Origin of the sequence: Acinetobacter sp. ACNIH2 (assembly GCF_002934965.1) — a bacterium.
Lineage (GTDB): Bacteria > Pseudomonadota > Gammaproteobacteria > Pseudomonadales > Moraxellaceae > Acinetobacter > Acinetobacter tandoii.
On sequence record NZ_CP026412.1, the window covers coordinates 2230352 to 2250831 of the forward strand.

General features: G+C 39.1%; 22 protein-coding genes and 1 pseudogene. 7 read left to right on the top strand and 16 right to left on the bottom strand.

Going from position 1 to position 20480, the window contains the following annotated elements:
- The 15 genes from C3F34_RS10510 to C3F34_RS10580 all read right to left on the bottom strand — a co-directional run bounded on the left by C3F34_RS10510 (position 1) and on the right by C3F34_RS10580 (position 8528).
- A complete protein-coding gene (locus tag C3F34_RS10510) occupies positions 1-522 on the bottom strand; it encodes a phage tail protein I (RefSeq protein WP_016167155.1) in 522 nt (173 codons plus the stop codon).
- Positions 515-1411, bottom strand: coding sequence for a baseplate assembly protein (locus C3F34_RS10515; RefSeq protein ID WP_104441533.1), 897 nt, complete (start codon positions 1409-1411; stop codon positions 515-517). The genes C3F34_RS10510 and C3F34_RS10515 overlap by 8 nt, the downstream gene beginning before the upstream one ends.
- Positions 1408-1770: a GPW/gp25 family protein gene (locus C3F34_RS10520; RefSeq protein WP_228155289.1), complete on the bottom strand. Its 363-nt coding sequence runs from the start codon at positions 1768-1770 to the stop codon at positions 1408-1410. Before C3F34_RS10520 ends, C3F34_RS10515 begins: the two co-directional genes overlap by 4 nt.
- A gap of 12 nt (positions 1771-1782) precedes the next feature.
- Positions 1783-2307: a phage baseplate assembly protein V gene (locus tag C3F34_RS10525; RefSeq protein WP_104441535.1), complete on the bottom strand. Its 525-nt coding sequence runs from the start codon at positions 2305-2307 to the stop codon at positions 1783-1785.
- Between the two features lie 80 nt (positions 2308-2387).
- Positions 2388-3236: a DNA adenine methylase gene (locus C3F34_RS10530; protein WP_104442334.1), complete on the bottom strand. Its 849-nt coding sequence runs from the start codon at positions 3234-3236 to the stop codon at positions 2388-2390.
- A 42-nt stretch (positions 3237-3278) separates the two neighbouring features.
- Positions 3279-3392: a Com family DNA-binding transcriptional regulator gene (locus C3F34_RS20810; protein WP_081401230.1), complete on the bottom strand. Its 114-nt coding sequence runs from the start codon at positions 3390-3392 to the stop codon at positions 3279-3281.
- Positions 3389-3826 carry a phage virion morphogenesis protein gene (locus tag C3F34_RS10540; RefSeq protein ID WP_104441536.1) on the bottom strand — a complete coding sequence of 146 codons (438 nt, stop codon included), beginning with the start codon at positions 3824-3826 and terminating at the stop codon, positions 3389-3391. The genes C3F34_RS20810 and C3F34_RS10540 overlap by 4 nt, the downstream gene beginning before the upstream one ends.
- Positions 3826-4218: a phage tail protein gene (locus C3F34_RS10545; protein WP_104441537.1), complete on the bottom strand. Its 393-nt coding sequence runs from the start codon at positions 4216-4218 to the stop codon at positions 3826-3828. The genes C3F34_RS10540 and C3F34_RS10545 overlap by 1 nt, the downstream gene beginning before the upstream one ends.
- A 2-nt stretch (positions 4219-4220) precedes the next feature.
- Positions 4221-4736 (bottom strand): glycoside hydrolase family 108 protein, encoded by a 516-nt coding sequence (locus tag C3F34_RS10550; protein ID WP_104442335.1) that lies wholly within the window; start codon positions 4734-4736, stop codon positions 4221-4223.
- A gap of 14 nt (positions 4737-4750) precedes the next feature.
- Positions 4751-5122: a hypothetical protein gene (locus C3F34_RS10555; RefSeq protein WP_104441538.1), complete on the bottom strand. Its 372-nt coding sequence runs from the start codon at positions 5120-5122 to the stop codon at positions 4751-4753.
- 10 nt (positions 5123-5132) lie between these two features.
- The gene (locus C3F34_RS10560) at positions 5133-5336 is read right to left on the bottom strand and encodes a tail protein X (RefSeq protein WP_016167146.1); all 204 of its coding nucleotides are present in this window, start codon (positions 5334-5336) and stop codon (positions 5133-5135) included.
- A complete protein-coding gene (locus C3F34_RS10565; RefSeq protein WP_104441539.1) occupies positions 5333-5731 on the bottom strand; it encodes a head completion/stabilization protein in 399 nt (132 codons plus the stop codon). The genes C3F34_RS10560 and C3F34_RS10565 overlap by 4 nt, the downstream gene beginning before the upstream one ends.
- 3 nt (positions 5732-5734) lie before the next feature.
- Positions 5735-6559 carry a phage terminase small subunit gene (gpM, locus tag C3F34_RS10570; protein WP_104441540.1) on the bottom strand — a complete coding sequence of 275 codons (825 nt, stop codon included), beginning with the start codon at positions 6557-6559 and terminating at the stop codon, positions 5735-5737.
- 2 nt (positions 6560-6561) lie between these two features.
- Positions 6562-7590 (bottom strand): phage major capsid protein, P2 family, encoded by a 1029-nt coding sequence (locus C3F34_RS10575; protein WP_104441541.1) that lies wholly within the window; start codon positions 7588-7590, stop codon positions 6562-6564.
- A 14-nt stretch (positions 7591-7604) separates the two neighbouring features.
- Entirely contained in the window at positions 7605-8528 is a 924-nt protein-coding gene (locus tag C3F34_RS10580) for a GPO family capsid scaffolding protein (protein WP_104441542.1), read from the bottom strand.
- A gap of 141 nt (positions 8529-8669) precedes the next feature.
- On the opposite strand from C3F34_RS10580, the gene C3F34_RS10585 reads away from it, so the two are divergent.
- The 5 genes and pseudogenes from C3F34_RS10585 (at position 8670) to C3F34_RS10605 (ending at position 15325) form a co-directional block, all read left to right on the top strand.
- Positions 8670-10448 (top strand): terminase large subunit domain-containing protein, encoded by a 1779-nt coding sequence (locus tag C3F34_RS10585; protein ID WP_104441543.1) that lies wholly within the window; start codon positions 8670-8672, stop codon positions 10446-10448.
- A 50-nt stretch (positions 10449-10498) separates the two neighbouring features.
- Positions 10499-11530 carry a phage portal protein gene (locus tag C3F34_RS10590; protein ID WP_228155290.1) on the top strand — a complete coding sequence of 344 codons (1032 nt, stop codon included), beginning with the start codon at positions 10499-10501 and terminating at the stop codon, positions 11528-11530.
- A 1151-nt stretch (positions 11531-12681) separates the two neighbouring features.
- On the top strand, positions 12682-13815 hold the full coding sequence (locus C3F34_RS10595) for a tyrosine-type recombinase/integrase (RefSeq protein ID WP_104441545.1): 1134 nt from the start codon (positions 12682-12684) through the stop codon (positions 13813-13815).
- 99 nt (positions 13816-13914) lie between these two features.
- Positions 13915-14114, top strand: a pseudogene (locus C3F34_RS10600) (IS982 family transposase); the annotation flags it as partial.
- 764 nt (positions 14115-14878) lie between these two features.
- On the top strand, positions 14879-15325 hold the full coding sequence (locus C3F34_RS10605; protein ID WP_104441546.1) for a hypothetical protein: 447 nt from the start codon (positions 14879-14881) through the stop codon (positions 15323-15325).
- A gap of 23 nt (positions 15326-15348) precedes the next feature.
- On the opposite strand, the gene C3F34_RS10610 is transcribed toward C3F34_RS10605, so the two are convergent.
- A protein-coding gene (locus tag C3F34_RS10610; RefSeq protein WP_104440995.1) for an IS3 family transposase occupies positions 15349-16424 on the bottom strand; the annotation gives its coding sequence in 2 pieces (ribosomal slippage) (positions 15349-16172 and positions 16172-16424; 1077 coding nt in all).
- A gap of 491 nt (positions 16425-16915) precedes the next feature.
- Here C3F34_RS10610 and C3F34_RS10615 point away from each other — a divergent pair.
- Positions 16916-18421, top strand: coding sequence for a hypothetical protein (locus C3F34_RS10615; RefSeq protein WP_104441547.1), 1506 nt, complete (start codon positions 16916-16918; stop codon positions 18419-18421).
- Entirely contained in the window at positions 18412-20472 is a 2061-nt protein-coding gene (locus C3F34_RS10620; RefSeq protein WP_228155291.1) for a hypothetical protein, read from the top strand. The genes C3F34_RS10615 and C3F34_RS10620 overlap by 10 nt, the downstream gene beginning before the upstream one ends.
- Positions 20473-20480 lie beyond the last annotated feature (8 nt).

Genomic DNA, 20480 nt, shown 5'->3' on the forward strand with positions numbered 1-20480 from the left:
CTAAAGTGTACTTAATTTAACGGTTTCACCTGAATGGCAGGCACCCACGATTTGAATATTTCCACTGCTCACAACTTTGGCGGAAATTGAAAAATTATCTCGAGCTGATTTGGTGGCTTCGACCGCAGTTTGAATCTGCAAAAGTTGATCAATAGAAATAGATACATCTTTGATAATCACCACAAAGGTAAAAGGGGCTTGTGGTGGATTGAACTCATGCCATGCTTTGAGCTGAAAATTTTCTGCAAATTTACTGAGCAAACTTTCTATTGAAGAACGTGTGCCACGTTGGGCATTGAATGCTGTACTTTCCTCAATGGCCTGACGTTTTTCTGCTTCGCTCCAATCTGATCTCCAATACTCAACGCGATGATCCCAAGCAAGCCAAGCAAGAAATGGCACAGGACATTGCTCGACTCGGTGTAACTCAATGAATGGAACAGGTAGTCGAGTAGTACGCTCACCGAGTTGTTCAATATTCCTTTCGAGTTTTGTCGCATTTGGAGGGAGTAAGCTAGACATCTCTAAACTCCGTAATGGTGATGGTTACACCTATATTTTTTGCATATCTACTTTTAGGTATAACAATGTCATTCGGTGGATTATTGATAATGACGTTTTGAACTCCTCCCTGGTGCAATGCTCGAAATAATCCGCTGCGAGTTACGTCATAGCCTAGTGAGTTAGTGATCTTGATGTATTCAGCTAAAGCAGTTTCAGCAGCCTGCCTCACGACTTCTGCATCGGGACCAGGGAAAAGTACCAATGATGCATTTAAAGTCCAATTGGTAGGTGTGGCAGCTTTAACCGTGACTTTATCGGTAAAGGGTCTGCGCGTACTTGGAGTAAGTGTTTGATCCACGATTGTTAAAAGTGATTGTGGCGCCATTTCGTTTATATGACTTTGTACCCAGATATCAACGTATCCAGAATTGGGGGTACTCACCGCAATATCTTTAACATGGCCATGTGCTGATAAGCCCCAAAATTGATAGCAACCTTCTGAACCTGCCGACATTGACTCTGGTTCGAGTTGAGTTCGTCGTCTTAAATCTTCATCCTCTTCCATCACCGCTTCAGTCGGTGGGAATGTGGTTGGATCTGCTTCAATGATGGTTTTACGATAAACCTTTCGGTTCGCTGCGAGGTGATCCAGATCGGAGCCTTTGGCATAAGCAAGCATCAAGGCTTTGGCTTTTTCATTGATGTTGCCAGTTTTTAATAATTGTCGATATGCAAATGTTTGCAGCAATTTGACCAAAGGTTCGCTTTCATAATTTAGAACCGGTGCAAGATCAGGATCTCTCGAAATTAAATCAGCTTTACATTCTTGTAGCTCTGCTTCGTAATCCAACGTTTCTAATACATTGGGGAAGGGGAGAGCTGATAAATCAATACGTGTGGTGCTCATGCAGCAGCTCCAATCAGAAAGTTTTCGGTGAAGGATTTTTCACCCATAGCTGAGATCTGGTTACCCAAAATGAAAAAATCCCATTTCCCTGGTGTCTGTGAGGATTGATTCACGCGGATCTGACTGATTTTGATACGAGGTTCAAAACGGATTAGTGAAGTTGCAGCAGCGGACATGAGCTTAACTTCAGTAAGTTCGTTACAGGGTTGATCGATCAATTCAGGAACCAATGAGCCATAGTTGCGACGGCATAAGCGTGTACCAATAAGGGTGCTTAAAATGTCGTGAATGGATTGTTTTAAGTGGGCATACTCTTGGCTTTCATCATCTGTAATTGTTAAACCAGTTAATCTAGACATACCTTTCATTATTTATGCTCCAGAGGCTACGGGAGGACCTGATTCTTCATTTCCACTGCGTATACCAGGGTGAGGATGTTTGACTAAACTTACTTTTCCAGCAGTGACATCAATGGCAGAACTGATTTCCTGTTCAGAATGAACTTTGCCCCTAAAGATCGTTTCGGGCACATCGAAAATACATTTGTTTAATTTGAAATTAGCTACACCCGTGGCGACGTTGACGACAATGCTATACTCACCTAGCTGTATAAAAACTTCGTCAGGATTGTCGGTCGGAGGTGGATTTTCTTCAGAAAAAAGGCTGATTTGAGGGACTGCACTGGTGAGCTCACCGCCTTGAGCTGTGATAGAAAATTGTTCACCCATTGAAGGGCATCGCCAGAATTTCACTACACCTGCAGCAATGGTTGGGATTGGAATCCAATCGGTTTCGTTCTCATCAATTTTTAAGCGAATTTTGCCTGTAGATGCATCGACTGCAATGACGGTTCCGATACCTGCTAAGTTTTGAAATTGCCTGTTTAAATTGCTCATGTTGAAACTAAAAAGCCCATGATGATTGGATCATGGGCTTTTTGTATAAGGCTTGCTATTTGGGGATTCCTGATTAAAACCTATTCAGGAAGTACAAAGTTGGTAATGATTAATTCTTTACCGTTATTTTCATCAGTCGATTCTGTATTGAGAGACCAACGAATCTTTTTGCTATGTAAATTGAATTCGCCAAATAACTCTCGAACTTCTGGAACGTCATTTAGGCTCAAAATAAATTTACCTTTGATACCTTTTAAAATATCACGAAGTTTTACGAAATCATCTCGGCTAAAAATGTCTTTGCCATAATAATTTTCGCAGTTGTAATACGGTGGATCTAAATAGAAAAGTGTGTCAGGACGATCCATCTTATTAATCAAAACATCAAAATTTCGATTTTCAATCGTGACCTTTTGTAAACGCTCATGAATTACAGTCAGGATTTGACGTAGTTCATCACCTAATTTTAAGTTTCCTTTGCGTTCTACATGACTAAAGAAATTCGGATCAGAAATTTTAGCCCCAAAGCAGGTGCGCAATAAATAATAAAAACGCGCTGCTCGCTGAATGTCAGTCAAAGTATGTGATGGGATCACTTTCAAACGTTCAAATTCATCACGGCTAATCAGCTGCGTTTCAAACTCTTGAAGTAATGCATCCAAATGATATTTAAACACACGATAGAGATTGATTAGATCGCCATTAATATCGTTGATGGTTTCAGATTTTGAAGGTGATTTTTTGAATAAGACCCAACCTGCACCACCAAATACTTCACAATAGTGTGAATGCTCAGGCATCATTTCGATGATTGTTCGGGCAAGTTGTGATTTACCACCGAGCCATCCTGAAAATGAACGGCCTGAAGGGTTATAGGTTGGTTTAGATAAATCCTGAGTATTATCCTGGTTCGAGTTTTTAAGGCGCATAATTTGCTCCATTGGTAGCTCAAGGCTATCTGACCCGACGTTCTAGACGTTCCAATGGTTTACCACACGACAACGTGGGCATTTTATTTCAATCTTTACTGAGATTTTTTCAATTTTCCCCAGTAATTTTCCGCAATTGCATCTTAGTTCGATCATAGTGTTAAAAACTTTTTAATTTCTGACTTAACCCATTCTTGATCATCTTTACTGAAGCCAACCAGTTCTCGAACTGGGTAGCGTGTGGATTTTGCATTTTTGCTTGGTCGGATTGATTTTCCCTCCTGGTGTACTGAAGCCACAAAACCTGTACGTCCACCAAAACCAATAGAAACATGATTTTCAGAATATTCAGTTTTTAATTGCTTGCCGATATTCTGAAACATGGCACCTTGCCGTTTAATATTTCCGATTTGATCTCTTTTTCTGGGAATAAAACGGTTCCCATTCGGATCTCGTTGTTGCTTGATTCGATCACGGAAACGTACCCGTAAACCTTGTCCCAAACGTCGCATAAGCTCTCGACGTTGTGAGGGTTCAAGTAGTAAGGTGATTTGGTCAAGCCAATGATTTAAACCATTAATCGCGTCCATTATTCACCTTCAGGGAAAAATCCGCCTTTTTCATCGTTCCAAACAAGGGGTGGGCAAACATGATAACTTTCATCTTCAGCCACAATTTTATCCCGTTGAGGGAAATCAATTTCAAGATCGAAAGTATCTGCATCAATAATTTCAGAGCTGAATGAAATTTGAATATCTTTAGCGGTAGCATCTAAATGCCGATTTTTAGATTTCAACCATTCACGTAAGGCGACGATGACTTCTATCGGATCTGAACGGTAATCAAGGATGAGCAATCTGGCGGTATATTCCAAATAACCTTCTTTATGCGTTCCGTTGACGATCAGCAGATGACATTTATCTGCTGACATCATTGGAAAACGCTCATTTAAATATGGTTTGAGTGGAATCAGGGCTTTCATGCTTAATTATCCATTGCGCCATAAACGAGCTGCTTTGCAACTCGACGTGTCCAAGTTTTTCCATAGCGTGGCCATGTACTTAAACTGGTGTAGTGATTGAGGCGTTCGGCATTAAACTTCATCAGTAAATCATTGAGATCCGCTTTTTGAATGGCTTTTAAAGTCAGTGGACCAATGATCCCATCCTCGGCCATACCAACCGATTTTTGTAATTTTCGTTTGGCGGTACCCATGCCTGCGTTAATGGCAAAATCCCAAACCTGAAATACAACGGCAGCATCTAAACTGTCTGCATTGAGTTTGTCCCACCAATCACGTTTATAAATAACTTTGGCTTGATCAAGACTCAAATTTTTAATGTCGAGATCAGGATAGGTCATGGCCGAAATCCCGAACTTGGTTCCTTTACAGGTTCCTTTTCCAATGATGCCAGTTGTCCAGTTGCCCCGATCTTTTGGATCGTCAGTAAATTCACCTTCATGGCCAATCAAACGATCGAATGCTTGTTCAAATGTCAGTTTCATCCTGTCACCTACTTAAACATTGCAGCAAATGCAGCTTTAATTTCAGTAATAAGTTCGCTTGGTTTTTTGCCTTCTAACAATCGAATCGATTGATAAAAGATACCGACAAACAACAGACCAAACACGGCAAAAAACAGCATGACTACACCTTGTGCCGAATGGGAGTAGTGCGTCAGCTTGAAATACTCAATAAAGGCAGCTCCACCATACAGGCTGATAGCAACACTAAATGCAAATTTGATAATCACGCCTTTGGTGATCTTGATTCGACCTTCTGCATCAATATCACCGCTTAAAGTGAGAGCAAAAATAGCCCCAATCACGGCAGCAATGATTTTGATAAACCACGGTAGTCCTTTGATACTAATTGGGTCATTCATGCCCATCCCCTTAATCCCAAAGCTTGAGTGTTTGTGGTGCTGCAGCTTTGGTTAAATCTGGTAATTGTATGGATTGATGTTCGTTTAAAAATATTTGTTCAATCGTTGAGTTTGCTTCAACTAAAGCTGGGAGCATATCGACTGCATTTGATCCGTAATAACGATATGCAATCGACTCTAAAGTATCGCCCTGTATAGCTTTGACTGATTTCATATAAGCCGAACTCGGTTACGTGGTCGCTTGGTTAAATCAGCGATCGTATGCTGAACAATCCTACGGAGAGCATCTGCTTTTTCTCTTTGATTTTCACCACGTACTTGTCCTGTGGTCGTGGTATCAAAATCAAGATTATCTTCACAAATCAGCGCTGCAGCTTCATAACTTACTGCTCGTTTATATTTGCGAATCTGTTCTTCTGACTGGATAGCAATACCGTCTAAGTCACCGTTGACGGTATCCATCGCCAATATGATTTTTTCAGTTAACAGAGGCTCACCTTTGGACTGATCTAAACGCACCTGAGCAAGTAAATCTTTAATGCTGACATTCGGATATTCAGCAATCGGATTTTGTACTTCGGCATTGGTGACAGGTGCATTTAGAAGCATGGTTTACTCCTTTGGCTTGGAGTCGGTGGACGCAGGATCAGCCCCATCGGTTGTTTGATCAGCCGTTGAAACTGCCTGCGAGCCGACAGTGGCGTCGGGAGACGACTCAGTTGCAGGTAGACGCAATCGTTTTTCAAGCTGTTCTAAATCTTTTTTACAGCCTGCTCTTGGATTGTATCGAAGTGCATTCTTATAAGCTGAAACAGCTTCCATTGGTTGTGCCTGGTTCAATGCATCACCTAAGGCACGATAAATTTTTGCCCGAACTTCATCGACCATTTGCTCGCCTTCACCAAGATTGATGATGCGCTCAATCAAGGACGCATTGGCAATCGCAAAGCTAGTATCATCAATAAAAACTTCAGCACATTGTTCAGTGACAAATTCAGCCGTTGTACGGGTATAGCCTTCAGGCATAACCATGTCATTTAACACGGCATATTCAGCAATACGTACAGCTAATTCAAACTTATTGGCATCAATAGCCCAAATCATTAAATGGACTAATACTGTATTTTGAGGGGCAGGCGAAACAGCAAGACAGCCATCGATATAACCTTGATACTCAGGCAACCATTCCGCTTTTTTGGCAATACGCTCTTGAATCGACTTCATATCTTTTAAGATATTCAAATGATTGAACATACGCAGTTCAACGTTTGGAACATTTGCCAAAAGTTCTGCACCTGTTTGGATCGCTTGAGCTGCACTCGCAGCGAGATCTGCTGCAACACTTTGCTTTAGGCGTGGATCAAGACTTTGCTGCGCTTTTAACGCTTTTTCTGCTAACATCTTTTCACGATGTTGGCGCATTGAATTCATACCCATAATTAAGCATCCACTTCAATATTTTCGATTAACAAGCACTTTGTGTAGTCTTCAACCACAAAGTCTTCATTGATAGATTGATAATCGACTGCACGATCCCATTGAGGCTCATCTACGATTGAGCGGTTAAAAGTGCCGTTTTGAAGATAGATCGACAAATTATCAAACGAGGTGATTAAAATGGTTTTTGCAGGGAAGCGTGGAACGTACATTGCAGGTAACGTACCAAGCTGTTTATTGGCATAAATAATACGCGCAGCAATTTGTTCAGTTGGATCTTGGATGGCATTCAACAGTGGTAAATATTTATCACTTAAAATGCCACGGCCACAAATCACTACCAGACCACTTTCACGATGTTGTTCCGCAATATATTCTTCAATACCGAATTCAACTAAGGCATCAATGGTCTTGAATTCATGCGCAGCGCCAATTTGCGTTTTAAAAACACCACCACCCACATCTTCGCCTTTGTAATGTTGCTCAGGTGCTTTTTCACGGATTTTTTGCAACCAGCCTTTTTTCACATCTTGTAATAATGGATTGGCAACACGGTCACTGGTTGGTGCACGATATAGACCGTTAAAACCGATACACAGTTTGTCTAATGCAACCGCACGAATCACCATTTCCTGCAGCTTTTTCTTAAAGTCTGGGAAATGTCGCCAAGCATTCAGTAAGACCCATTTCATGGCCACATCATAGTTGGTTTGAGTACAGTCGTATTCATCCAGTAAATCTAATGTACCGACAGGAGTTGGTTGGCGTGGATTTTGGTTGGTATTGGTATTGCCTGCGATGGTTGTACCAATGCTGAGTGAAATTTTTTCGCCTTTAGCATTATCAACAGGCCAGATATTGATGAGCTTTAAAAAATCAGCATTTTCTTGATAGGCTTGGATAATTTTCTGTGTAGGTGCAGGTAGAACTGCAAAAGTTTCTCGTGCACTTTCAACACCATTTGCTCGTGCAACATCAGCTTTATAAGAACTAAATAACTGACGTGCTTGAGGTTGTAGAACGACTGACATAATTATTTAATTCCTTAGTAATCGACTGTGTTAGCTGTATTACCTGTGTGAACAGGCGGTGGATTTATTGGGGTTGTGCTCATGGCGTTAAATTGATTTTGTAAGCCGTTAATACTTTGAACAATCTGCTGTAAAGTTCCACTCAAACCAGTATCAGGAGCAGCAGGCACATTTTGTGTGGACTGTTGTTCAGGCGTAGCAGCAGATGGCGTTTGCTGAACTGGAGCTGTTGCAGGTGGCGTTTGTTGCGTTGGGCTAGTAACAGGTTGAGAGCTAAACGACTGTTTAAGCTCCTGAACTTCTTGTGTTAATACTTTTAAACCATTCAAACATTGCACAATGCCCTGAGTTAACTGATTGGCAAGTTCATCACTAAGTTGTTCTTTTGGCTTAGGTGTAATCGTTAAAGCCTCTTTGATTTGATCCAAGAGGTTTTTGCCTTCATTGGGATTTTGTTCAGACATGGTGATATAGATCTCCGAATCAGGTTTGGTACTGATCAAATTGGGATTTGAAGAAAACTTAATGGCTTGAGTACCCAATGAAGCAGGTGTATCGGTCATACCTAAACCGACTTGATAGGCTTTTCCAGTCCCTGCGAAATTGCGATAGAACTCGATTGACGGGTAAATTTTTTGCCCTTTTTTGTTCATTGCAACAAAGTTTGGTAATGCTGATACTTCGTTATAAAGATGAAGTTTTCCGTTTTCCTCAACGGCTTCGACTTTCAAGATATCGCCATAAGCATTAAACGGTGGCTCAGGTGACCAACCGCCAAAATGCTCGATGTTGATACGTCCTCCATAATGCACAGGATTATATGTATCAGCCATTTCTTGAATTTCTTGGCGTGTCAATTCACGCCCGTCCACAGTTTGCCCTTCACGAGCAACTCGAAAGCGTTTTATTACACGTCCTTCTCCTGGTAGCTCCGCCATTTGTTATTCCACATATCATTTTTACGATGATTGAAGTCTGCTTCGGAGCTATGGTTTGGTGCAATCGAACCTATCCTGATTAAGCGGTAATCAGGAATACATCACTCAAAGATTTTTTGTGCTTAAAGCAACATTAAGCACATGAATACAAATACACCGACGTTCCTAGAACTCATGAACCCAAGACAGCAGGGAAGAATACTTTTCTCAATGGGTATGTCTGTCTCAGAAATCGCCAAACATACTGGGGAAAATCGTTCGACTGTCGAAAGTTGGAAGCAGCGCGATCAATGGTCTAAAACGGATGTTTATGATGAGGTGACAACAGGTTTAAAAATTCGCTATATGACGCTGACTTTTATGGAAAATAAAAGTAATGCGAATTACAAAGAAATGGACATGATTGCTCGACAATTCGAGCGATGGGCAAAAATTCAAAAGTATCTGGAATCAGGGAAACAAACAGATCTCAATCCGAATCTTGAAAATCGTAATGCAGCTCCGAAAAAGAAAAAGTTAAAAAATCAGATCACGCTTGAGGACTTGGAAAAACTTGAAGAGGCATTCAAGGAATTTTTATACGTTTATCAAGAGGAATGGATGGATGCCGTTTCCTGGTCTCGAATCTTTATTTTATTGAAATCACGACAGATTGGTGCCACTTTTATTTTTGCGCTTTGGGCATTAATCGATTTATTAAAAACTGGGAAAAACAAAATTTTTATGTCGGCATCCAAAGCGCAGGCATATCAATTCATTGAATACATCAAAGCCTTTGTATTGGATGTGATTGGCTTGGATCTTACTGGAGATCCGATTGTTATTAACGGACCGAATGGCCAAGCAACAGTTTATTACTTGGGGACGAATGCGCTAACAGCCCAAGGCCGTCATGGTGATGTCATCATGGACGAATTCTTTTGGATTCGTAAATTTTTACAGTTCAAGAAAGTCGCTTCAGCGATGGCTTCACAAAAGATGTATAAGCAAATTTATATGTCTACGCCATCCAGTATTTTGCATGAAGCCTATACCTTTTGGACGGGTAAAGACAGCAAACGCAAGCTGCCAATTGAGATCGATGTCAGCAAAGCTGCACTAAAAGCCCCAGTCAAATGTGCTGACCGAAAAACAAGGCAGATTGTCACCCTCACAGATGCTGAAGAAAAAGGCTGTGATCTATTTGATCGTGAGGATCTATTAGCCGAATATGGTGATGAAGAGTTTTCTAATCTGTTTGATTGTGAGTTTATCGATGACTCAGGATCTTACTTCCCATTAAAAGAAATCATCCCGAACATGGTCGACAGTTGGGAAGTCTGGAAAGACTTTTTCCCGAATCAGAATCCACGTTATGCAGGGGAAGTGTGGTTAGGTTATGACCCTTCATTCACAGGTGACAATGCAGCTTTAGCAATTATAGCACCGCCACAAACACCGCTTGAACCCTATCGAATTCTTGAGATTAAACAATTTCATGGAATGAAAGCCAGCGAGCAAGCTTTGTATATCAAAAAGGTTTGTGGACGATACAACGTGACTTTTATCGGTATTGATAACACAGGCAACGGTTTGGCCGTGGCTGAACACGTTGAACTTTTCTTTCCTCAATTGACTCGCTTGAACTACACCCCTGAATTAAAAATCCGCATGGGGCTTCGAGTTAAAGAGCTATTTCAAAAGCGTAGACTACATTTCGATGCAGGTTTGCAAATTGTTGCTAAGTCATTCTTGTCAATCAAAAAAGCCTTAACTGGTGGCGGTGGAAATAAAACACTGGTTACCAGTCGTAGTGCTGAAACTGGGCATGGTGACATAGCTTGGGCAGTGATGAATGGTTTGGAGAATGCGCCAATTATTCACGTTGCTGATCAATCACATCTTGGCGCACATCAGAGCCGAATCAGAGTATTTAATTAATGAGAATATTGGACAAACTTATTTCTACTGTTTTTCCACGTTTGGAGCAGATGTCGGCATCAGGATCAGGTTTATCTTTGCCTGTAGAACAACCACAATCAAAAATGATCATGAGTAGTTTCGGAGATCCAGAACCAGTATTGGATGGACATGCACTATTTGAATATGGTTATTGTCCTGTCTGGCAAGATTGGTATGAATTACCTTTTGATATTGCTGCAACTGCAAAACTTTATCGTGGTACCAGTCACCATACCAGTGCGATCGTGATCAAGCGTAATATTCTTTCAGGTGATTTTATTCCACATCCATTATTAAGCCGACATGAGTTTAATTCTTTGGCATTGAATCTAATTACTTTTGCAAACTGTTATACCCATATTCAATTTAATCGGTTTAGAGGTGTGTTGAAGTTAACATCACGTCCTGCCGTGAATATGAGAAAGGGAACTGACCTTTCAAAGTTTTATCAATTAGATGGCTTTCAAAGTAAACAACATGTTTTTGAACCTGAAGAAATTATCCATGTTGCTGACGCTGATATCATGCAGGAAATTTATGGCGTTCCAAATTATTTGAGTAGCATCAATGCGATTTTATTAAATGAAGCTGCGACTTTATTCCGTAGACGCTATTACAAAAATGGTGCACATGCAGGTTTTATTTTACATATTACTGATGCTATGAAATCACAGAAAGATGTCGATGCATTAGAAGAATCATTACAAAACTCAAAAGGTGCAGGCAACTTTAAGAATCTTTTGGTCTACACACCAGGAGGAAAAGAGAAAGGCTTAAACGTTATTCCTCTTGCCGAAGTCGCTGCTAAGGATGAGTTTTATAATATTAAGATTGCCAGTCGTGATGATCAACTTGCAGGCCATCGTATTCCACCTCAATTGATGGGGGTGGTACCGCAAAACTCAGGTGGGTTTGGTGATATTGAAAAGGCTGCAAGAGTCTTTTATTACAATGAGATTGTTTACTATCAAAACCTACTAAAACAAATTAATGATCAGCTTGGTATTGAAGTTATTAAGTTTAAAGAATATGACTTAATTTCATCTATCACTAAGCCATAGTTACCTGAATTATATCAAAAAACCTATATAAAATATATATTTATTATTTTTTTATAATGCCAAGTTTTAATGCTTGGCATTTTTTTTTGCTCTATAAAATTGTCAGTAGATCAGTAGGTCAGTAGGTCAGTAGGTCAGTAGGTCAGTAGGTCAGTAGGTCAGTAGGTCAGTAGGTCAGTAGGTCAGTAGGTCAGTAGGTCAGTAGGTCAGGTTAAACCAATATGCTGTGAGGTCAAACGCAGTCTCCTCTCCCGCCTGCGCAGTTCCTAAATGTCTCATTTTAGATGCACAACAGAAAAAGCTCTAAGGCTTATGTTTCATAAGGCTTAGACCGATTTTAATGAATGATTGTTGATGCACTCTGATTCAATTAGATGCGACTTTAAAAAGTAATTAAATAAGACTGTTCTTTTAAACTCTAAATATAGGGTATGAGAGAGGTTACATAAATTATAAAGCATGATTTTAATATTATAAGTAATTGATTTTAAATAATATATTTTGTAACCTTAATGGGGTTACATGAGGTTACTAAAGTTTTTTAAAATACATTAAATTTATATAAATCATATACTTAATAGGTTACACGTTGTAACCTCAAAAATAGGTTACATGTAACTTTAAAGTTACCTATATGTAACTTTTATAAAACTAATATATATTGTTAATAATCATATATATAACTATATAATTAAGCATCTGTAACTTTTGTAACCCCTATTTTTCATGACCTAAAGTTTAGAATCAAAAATTCAGATATTTACCTTTATCCTGTTATTAGTACGTCTGAAAATGTGGCCATATATGTGTATATTTTCTGAGTTTAGTTTCTATATTGGGATTTGAACTGATAGGGCGGTGGTTTTTGTATTTGTTATACAGAAGTTATACGACAAGTATTTATCTTAAAATTAATATTTAATAATCAATTGTTTATTATTTTAATTATGTAGCCGCCACCTCCACCAAAATTCTTTCCGAAGTAATCCATCGGAATATAAAAAAGCCTTTAAACTCAATGTTTAAGGGCTTTTTTATTGGCTGTATTGTCCGATGCTGTCCTAAGCGATTTGACCCTATTTTTGCCTTCCGTGGGTCAATATTGGGACAATTTGACCCACTAAATAAGTTTAATTAAGTGGGATAAAGATATGTCACTAACTGATGTGATGTGTAAAAAAGCACAGCCTCAAGAAAAACAGTATCGCCTTTCTGATATTAATGGTCTCTCATTACGAATCGATCCGAATGGGAAAAAATACTGGTCTATTCGATATACAGAAAATGGGCAAAGGAAGTCAAAGGCATTAGGTATATATCCCGAGCTGAGCCTGAAACGCGCTAGAGAGATAGCTCTTGATCTAAAGTATAAACTAAAAAATACGGTCGAGGCGGAAGTGATGCAGCCTCATTTTCAAGAGGTTGCAGAAGATTGGTTTAATAATCAAAAAGAAACATGGTCACCCAAACACATTAGCAATGTTCGAGCTTCTTTGGATGAGCTTTACATTGCTCTTGCTAACAAGCCTATTAACCAAATTCAAGCACCTGAGATTTTGCAGATCATCAAAAAGATTGAGGCAAGAGGCTCACTTGAGGTAGCCAAACGTACCTTATCTCGTTGTGGAATGGTTATGAAATATGCCATTGCTCATGGCTATCGCTACGATAATCCTGCGGGTGATTTGGTTTATGCGCTGAAAAATAAGCGTGTAAAAAATTTGGCATCGTTAGCAGCTTCAGAGATGCCTGAGTTTTTAGGAAAAGTCAGAGCTTACCCAAGCGATCAGCAAACCCATCATGCCATTATCTTAATTATGCTGACAGGTGTTCGGGTAAGTGAATTACTGCAATCGCGCTGGGAAGAGTTTGATTTGGAGGGGCGTAAGTGGGATATCCCAGAAGAACGCATGAAGAATCGTCTTCCGCATCGTGTGCCGTTGACGGACATGATGATTGAGGAACTGAAAGCTTTAAGACTTACCCATAATCAGGAATTACTTTTCCCTCATCGTCTAAATAATAAAGAACCGATGCGTAGTGAATCTATTTTGGCAGTCATAAAGCGTTCAGGCTATGCAGGTCGAATGACAACACATGGTTTTAGATCGCTATTCAGTACAGTCGTAAATGAGTCAAATCTGTTTAATCCCGATGCAATTGAACGCCAGCTTGCTCATGTTCCTCAAAACAGAATTCGCTCGGCTTATAACAGAGCACAGTACTGGGATGAGCGGGTGAAGATAATGGAATGGTATGGGGAGCAGGTGATGAATTGGTTATAGTAAATAACCCGAATCGCGGATAAGTAATTGACTTGAAAAAGAGAGGGGGCTAAGAGCCATCAGTTAAGTTACCACACCAAACTTACAGCCCTAGTCCTTATGTTCGATAGTACTCAATTGTTCTGTATAATTGATGATTTTTTTCTAAAATTTGAGTCAATCTATTGGAGGTTTCTAAAGCAGAACTTACGATGTTCAAGAATTCCTCCTGCTCAGCTCAGTATTTCTGAAATTATATTAATTGCGATTTGGTATAAGTTGTGAAATATATGCTGAACTTTAAGATTGGCTTTTGGTGGAATGACAGCCTTTGTACCTCGATCATCTAGCTCCTTTAACACCTAATTGGCATCAAATGCCTTGTCTGTCACTAATACTTGAAAATGCATATATTCAATCAATGGTTTAACTTCGGCTAAATAATCATATTGCCTAGGCATTAATCGGAATTTAACTAACTTTCCAAGACTCACGACTAAAGCAAGTATTTTAGTTGTCATTCCACCTCTTGATTTACCAATAGGATGGCTAATTCTCAACAAGCTCTAGTTTTTGGTCCAAAATTATTTCACCTACCCTATGTGAATTTGTTCAGTTATCTGCTTTTACCCCCCATCTTTCATCTTATGCCTTTACTTTAGTATCGACTCAGAATGAGTTGATTAATGAAATTGACTGGCTCAACTTTTGAGTAAGTGTTGTGTTTGATTTGCACATGCCAAATTGGCTGATTGAATAGATATGTTGAAAAAATTTAAATTTGTTAGAACGTCATATTGCAAAAGTGTCACGGAATAAAACTCATTAAATGACCGAATGGTATCCAATATTGAGATGCTTAGTGTTTGAGCAAGTTGGGGGTGTGAGACTGATAATTAAACTTTTTGCGTTAGTTGGGGAAAATTATGAAATATGGAATCTTAATTAAAATTTTGATAATTAATAGATCTAAATAATGCTATTTATATTTTAATAAAATGTGATTAATAGGTGATTATGAAACTTGTTTTTTAATTAAACATTAAATATATTCAATTAGTTATAGTGGATTTTATTTATTATTATGGAAAATGAAAGAATTTTTAAGTTATTGAGGTTGAGAGTCCCACATTCATATGCGTTGTTGTCAGATGAAGAGCGTGGAAAGACGGCCTTTTTCAAGGAGTCTGTTGATGTGTTGGAAAACTTGACTAACTTTTTTGAGGACGTTAATAGCCACAGAAATCCTGTGCTTGAGAAGTTTTTAAATACGAGTAATGGGGGGCATGAGTTTGATCAAGATACATATTTGTATTTTAGTAAATTGCTGCTTAACACAGCCATTTTACCCGACTGTGGATATAAGTTTAGGCAATGGACGACCTCTACTGAACTGATGGAATGTATTAGAAATATACAGGATGCAAGTGAATATTTTTTACACTTAGACGAGAATGATCCCTTTGCACATTTATCCCCAAATGTGCAAAAACTTTTCCGTGGATGGGGTGATACGGTAATCCTCCCATAAATAACCGAAGTTAAAAGTAGAGGTTAAGCAGCCATTAGAGGTGGCCTTCCTTTGTTAGCTTGGTGTGGTCTTTCATGATTGTAATGCCACAGCCAATCAGTTGCGTAATCCTGAACTTCTTCTAACGTATCAAACAAATGCTTGCTCAGCCAACTATAACGTATAGTCCGATTATATCGTTCAATATACGCATTCTGCTGTGGCTTACCCGGTTGAATATATTCAATACGAATACCGTGCTCAGTAGCCCAGCGCACAAATTCGTGACTGATAAACTCGGGGCCATTATCACATCGGATCACTAACGGTTTTTCTCTCCACTCCAGCAATTGATTCAACGTACGAATGACCCTAATTGTGGGCAATGAGAACCCTGCTTCAATGGCTAGGCCTTCGCGGCGGTAATCATCAATCACATTCAATAATCGAAACTTGCGACCATCGGAAAGTTGATCATGCATAAAATCCAGTGACCAAACCTGATTTGCACGTATTGGCTCTTTCAGTGGTTCAGGCACATGTCGTTTTAGTCTTCTTCTCGGTTTAATACGCAGATTCAGTGCCAACTCACAGTAAATGCGATAAACCCGCTTGTGATTCCAGCAGTGACTCTCAACATGCCGTAAATACGAGAAGCATAGACCAAAGCCCCAATCGGTATTTTCCTCAGTGAGTTCAATGAGCCGTTCTGCAATGAGCACATTGTCATCACTGAGTCTAGCCTGATAACGGTAGCAGGTTTCACTTATGCCAAATGCAGTGCAAGCTAAACGGATACTAACAGCATGTTGGGCCACTGCCTGTTGAGCCATCTGACGTCGACAAGATGGCTTTACCACTTTTTTGACATCGCTTCCTGAATAATTTCTGCTTTTAATCGCTCTTCAGCATACATTTTTTTCAGTCTGGTATTTTCTGTTTCCAACTCTTTCAGCCGTGCCATCAAAGATGTATCCATGCCGCCATATTTAGCACGCCATTTATAGAAGGTTGCATTACTCATACCATGTTCACGACAAAGGGCCGCAACAGGTGTGCCAGACTCCGCTTGCTTCAAGATGGACATGATCTGGCTGTCAGTAAATTTAGATGTTTTCATGCAGAATCTCCTGCTTGTATCTTAAGAGAAAATTCTACTTTTAAGTCCTATTATTTTTAGGGGGGATTACCCACTAATCAAAGCACCATTTTTGAATGGGTATTGAATAACTGGTTCAATAGCAAAGCCTTTAGTCTTAGAATTAGCAATTTTGCTATCATTTAGCTCATCCTCTTCAAATTGAGTGGGATAGTATCCAACTATTGCTGATTGCCATTCCTAAGAAAGGAAAATTACAAAAAATCGAATTGGCTGGTCAGCTTGGAAAATCAATCAGTGGATTGAAGATATGTTGGCAAGTCGAAAATATGTAGGGAACTTCTCGGGTTACTTCTTTTTTGTGAAAAATAAATAAAAAATTCGAATTCTGTGATGGAGTTAAAATTATTTTTTGTTTATTATCTGTTTGTTTTTTGTATACGTGAAATATCACTTTAAATTTAATAAAGAAATTATAGTTCTAGCTTGAAGCTTTAACGAAGAGGGAAATTATGAAAAAGGCTATATTGACACTATTGAGCTTGGGTATTGTTCAAGTTAGTACTGCTGAAATCGTTAAAGTGAATGGCGAGGGTGCTGCACCTATTATTAAAAAAGACCTAAATAGTACACGGAACCAAGCATTCAATAATGCAAAAAAAGATGCAGTGATTACTCTGATTAAACGTATTAATGGCCCTCAAGCCATGAACGAAGCGAATCAATATTTAGATGATATTGTAAAACAAATCGATAGCAGCTACGTGTTAAACCGAGGCAGTAATACCAATAGTAACAATGAGCTAGTTACCCAAGTTAGTCTCGAAATGGATGATCAAGAATTTCGTTCAATTCTCAATGATTTAGGGCTGGCGAAGAAAAATAGCCGAACTAGTCCAATTATGATTGTAATGGATGAATATTTTGGGGTGCCAAAAGATAATTCGAAACCTGTTAAAGAGTTTACATCATATTTTTCTGATCGTAGCTATAGCTATGATGAAGATGCTAGTTACAAAGCCAGCGAAAGTGCCAAAGCCAGTGCTTCAGATTCTTATTCTTCAAAAGGGCGTTCAGCTGCTGCATCAGGTTATGCTTATGATAATTACTATGGGGCGGGTGTTGGTGTTTCCGCTCGTTCAGCAAGCCATAATAATTCAGGTAAATCAGCTTCTTCAAGTAGCTACAACGCTAGTGAATCAGCTAAATATAGTCAATCAGAACGACAAAACGATATTCAAAGCTTTGTCAAATATGTGGAATATCAAACTCCAAGTACTAAAGCTGAGCGTGATAATCAAACCTTAAATTCAATTGCTAGTTCTGCATCACGTTATGATTTACGTTTGCTCGATTCTGACCGTTTTAGAAGTCAATATTTGAATGGACGGAGTATGTCGATTCAACAACTGATGAGTGATACAGAGCTGAATAAACTTGTAATCGCTGCACGTAAAGAAAAAGCCGATTGGTTTATGGCGGGTAGCTCCTATATTTATGATCGTGGTCGTTCGAGTGCTACTGGGCAATTTGTCTGTGATGGTGCTGTTAGTTTTAAAATTTATTCAGTCGATGATTCAACTTTAATGGGTGGCGAAACTCGTACAGAATCTTCGACAGGTGCGACTACAGATTCTTGCCGTACGAATGTTGCTAAGAAACTTGGCGAATTGGCCGTTAGCCAAGTAGGGCCACAGATTCTGGGTTATGCAAAAAATCGTTCTATGTATGGTAAAGAAATTACCATTTTTGTGAAAAGTATTTCTGGCAATGTTTCTTCTCGTTTAGGAGATGATTTATACATTGCCTTAGATGAAATGGATGGTGCAGAAAATATCGATATTCGCACTCAGGATGGAAAATTGGTCGAAATGACCATGACTTATAAGAGTGAGAAACCTGTTAGTGCAGAATTGGCTAAAGCACTACGTAAAGTAAATCCAACTCTATCAAGTGCTGAGCGTTTACAAGCTGGCAATACGATTACACTTTGTATTGGTGGCACACAATGCAAATAAAGTTAAAAGCTTTATGTTTAGCTATGCCGATGCTTGTTTCGGCATGGGCAAATGCGAATATTCAAATCTACCCATCGAAAGGAATTTTTGGGCTAGAGCAACCTTGTCGTAATGATCCTAGCAAATACGAAGCGAATGGTTCTTCAATTGTATGTGATTTCAGTCAAGCGATTGACAATGAAAGCATTCGTAAACAAGTTGAGCAACTTTTTGTACAAAGTCTAAAGCAAAGTTTCGATGAACAGATTGTCGATACCATTTCACAAAAAACGAAAAATCGCACTTATATCGCATCACTAGAAGTTTTGCGTGCAAGTGAATACATTGTGAGGAAGGATTCGACTGCCGAAATTTTTCTTCCAGTGACCTTAAGTCTAAAACTCACCAATGTGTTATCAGGAGAGGTTATATATAGTGACAGTAAGACCTTGTCACAACCAATTCAGGTACTTGCTACAGAGATTGATTCTAGCGTAACTAAAACAGCAATTAAGCAGAAATTTCAAAGTACTTTGTTGATACTAACGCAACAAGTGACTCAAGAATTAAGATCAAAACTGAAAGTTTCTGAAACAGAAACACAAGTGATTGATCAGTGGAAATCCTATCTTGTTTTAGATAAAGGCTTTAAGCAAGGTATTGCTGCACAAGATGAGCTCAGCTCAGCAGATGGTGATTTAATTCGTGTAGTGCATGCGGACAGTGATTATTCTGTGGCTGTACCAGTCTTGATGCAGGGCAGTAGTAAGCACTTTAGTAAAGTTTCAACCAATACACGACAGGCTATGAATAAGCCCAAAGCTTTGGTGGTTGATGTGCTGACTTATCAAGGTGAATCGAAAGATTTAATCGAGCAAATTTTTTCTGATGCAGTAGGTGAACAAGCCTCGTTTACTTTGACACCAGTCAATCGGCGTTATGGTGCTATGGCACAAAGTGTTGCTGAACAAACTGGATTATCGCAAAGTGAAGATATAAACCAACGTGAATTACCTGAATTTTTCATCCGTATAAATGTCATCCCTGTGATTGCTTATCAGCAGCAAATTGGAAAAATAACCCAGCAACAAGTTTTTCATAGTGAAGTCTTTGCTGAAATGATTGACCGTTCTGGCCGGGTAATTTATTCCACACATGCAACCGATGATATTAAAGACGTGATTTCAGAAGGAATGGGTTTTTCTTTAGAGGCACGTAAAGAAATTGTATTGAAAAATGCACTTTTGAAATTGGGTCAACAATTTCAAAAAGGGATTCAATTTACTCGTTCTGATTTAAAAATCTCTGGTTCAAGTGGTCAGAACATAGTTATTGATGATGCTGGCGAGCGCTTAAGTACAGGAATGAAAGTCCATGTTTATCATTCAGATAAAGCAGCAGGACGTAATATTTTAATTCCAACATGGGAAGCGACTGTTTTAGAACGTCAAGGCACAAAAGTTAATGCGCAATTAGACTTTCCAGTTAACAGTAGTGATCGTTTATCTGTGCGTTCTGGAGACAGTGTTTTGCTTGATAGTTCTGCCCCTGTGGGGGACTCAAAGCAATCTCGTGTTTTATGTTTAGGCCTACATACAGAACAAATTGGTGAAATTCCATTTTATGGTTTTGGTCCTTTGATTTATCACGCTTTTACCAGCCAATCTAAACGACCATTTTATGCGACTGGTTCTGGATTTAAAGGACAGACTTTACTAAAAGACTCAGTAATAGCTATGACTGAAAATGCTGGGTTTAAAAAAGATATGAAAGTTAACTTTTATATTCCAACAGATGAATGTTTACAGCCAGTGCTTAAGCTAGAAGTGAAGCAAGACAGTATTAGATGTAATGCAGACAAAAGTAATTGTGATGCCACATTAGTTATGGCTAGTGGGGCGCGCAGATTTAACCAAAAGGCTGAAAAAATAGGGGCTTATGGTTTGCAACAAGAAATTGGATTGAAAGGGATCGATTATCAGCATCGTCATGAAATGTATAACATTCAGATGTTTGAGGCGTTACCAAAAATATTAAATCAAATCGTGCAAAAAGCCGATTCTTCACAATAAGGGTAAAT

What these genes read in the sequence shown, in the direction of transcription:
- C3F34_RS10510 (WP_016167155.1), bottom strand. Translation starts at nt 522, where the DNA reads ATGTCTAGCTTACTCCCTCCAAATGCGACAAAACTCGAAAGGAATATT.
- C3F34_RS10515 (WP_104441533.1), bottom strand. Translation starts at nt 1,411, where the DNA reads ATGAGCACCACACGTATTGATTTATCAGCTCTCCCCTTCCCCAATGTA.
- C3F34_RS10520 (WP_228155289.1), bottom strand. Translation starts at nt 1,770, where the DNA reads ATGTCTAGATTAACTGGTTTAACAATTACAGATGATGAAAGCCAAGAG.
- C3F34_RS10525 (WP_104441535.1), bottom strand. Translation starts at nt 2,307, where the DNA reads ATGAGCAATTTAAACAGGCAATTTCAAAACTTAGCAGGTATCGGAACC.
- C3F34_RS10530 (WP_104442334.1), bottom strand. Translation starts at nt 3,236, where the DNA reads ATGCGCCTTAAAAACTCGAACCAGGATAATACTCAGGATTTATCTAAA.
- C3F34_RS20810 (WP_081401230.1), bottom strand. Translation starts at nt 3,392, where the DNA reads ATGATCGAACTAAGATGCAATTGCGGAAAATTACTGGGGAAAATTGAA.
- C3F34_RS10540 (WP_104441536.1), bottom strand. Translation starts at nt 3,826, where the DNA reads ATGGACGCGATTAATGGTTTAAATCATTGGCTTGACCAAATCACCTTA.
- C3F34_RS10545 (WP_104441537.1), bottom strand. Translation starts at nt 4,218, where the DNA reads ATGAAAGCCCTGATTCCACTCAAACCATATTTAAATGAGCGTTTTCCA.
- C3F34_RS10555 (WP_104441538.1), bottom strand. Translation starts at nt 5,122, where the DNA reads ATGAATGACCCAATTAGTATCAAAGGACTACCGTGGTTTATCAAAATC.
- C3F34_RS10560 (WP_016167146.1), bottom strand. Translation starts at nt 5,336, where the DNA reads ATGAAATCAGTCAAAGCTATACAGGGCGATACTTTAGAGTCGATTGCA.
- C3F34_RS10565 (WP_104441539.1), bottom strand. Translation starts at nt 5,731, where the DNA reads ATGCTTCTAAATGCACCTGTCACCAATGCCGAAGTACAAAATCCGATT.
- gpM (WP_104441540.1), bottom strand. Translation starts at nt 6,559, where the DNA reads ATGGGTATGAATTCAATGCGCCAACATCGTGAAAAGATGTTAGCAGAA.
- C3F34_RS10575 (WP_104441541.1), bottom strand. Translation starts at nt 7,590, where the DNA reads ATGTCAGTCGTTCTACAACCTCAAGCACGTCAGTTATTTAGTTCTTAT.
- C3F34_RS10580 (WP_104441542.1), bottom strand. Translation starts at nt 8,528, where the DNA reads ATGGCGGAGCTACCAGGAGAAGGACGTGTAATAAAACGCTTTCGAGTT.
- C3F34_RS10585 (WP_104441543.1), top strand. Translation starts at nt 8,670, where the DNA reads ATGAATACAAATACACCGACGTTCCTAGAACTCATGAACCCAAGACAG.
- C3F34_RS10590 (WP_228155290.1), top strand. Translation starts at nt 10,499, where the DNA reads ATGTCGGCATCAGGATCAGGTTTATCTTTGCCTGTAGAACAACCACAA.
- C3F34_RS10595 (WP_104441545.1), top strand. Translation starts at nt 12,682, where the DNA reads ATGTCACTAACTGATGTGATGTGTAAAAAAGCACAGCCTCAAGAAAAA.
- C3F34_RS10605 (WP_104441546.1), top strand. Translation starts at nt 14,879, where the DNA reads ATGGAAAATGAAAGAATTTTTAAGTTATTGAGGTTGAGAGTCCCACAT.
- C3F34_RS10615 (WP_104441547.1), top strand. Translation starts at nt 16,916, where the DNA reads ATGAAAAAGGCTATATTGACACTATTGAGCTTGGGTATTGTTCAAGTT.
- C3F34_RS10620 (WP_228155291.1), top strand. Translation starts at nt 18,412, where the DNA reads ATGCAAATAAAGTTAAAAGCTTTATGTTTAGCTATGCCGATGCTTGTT.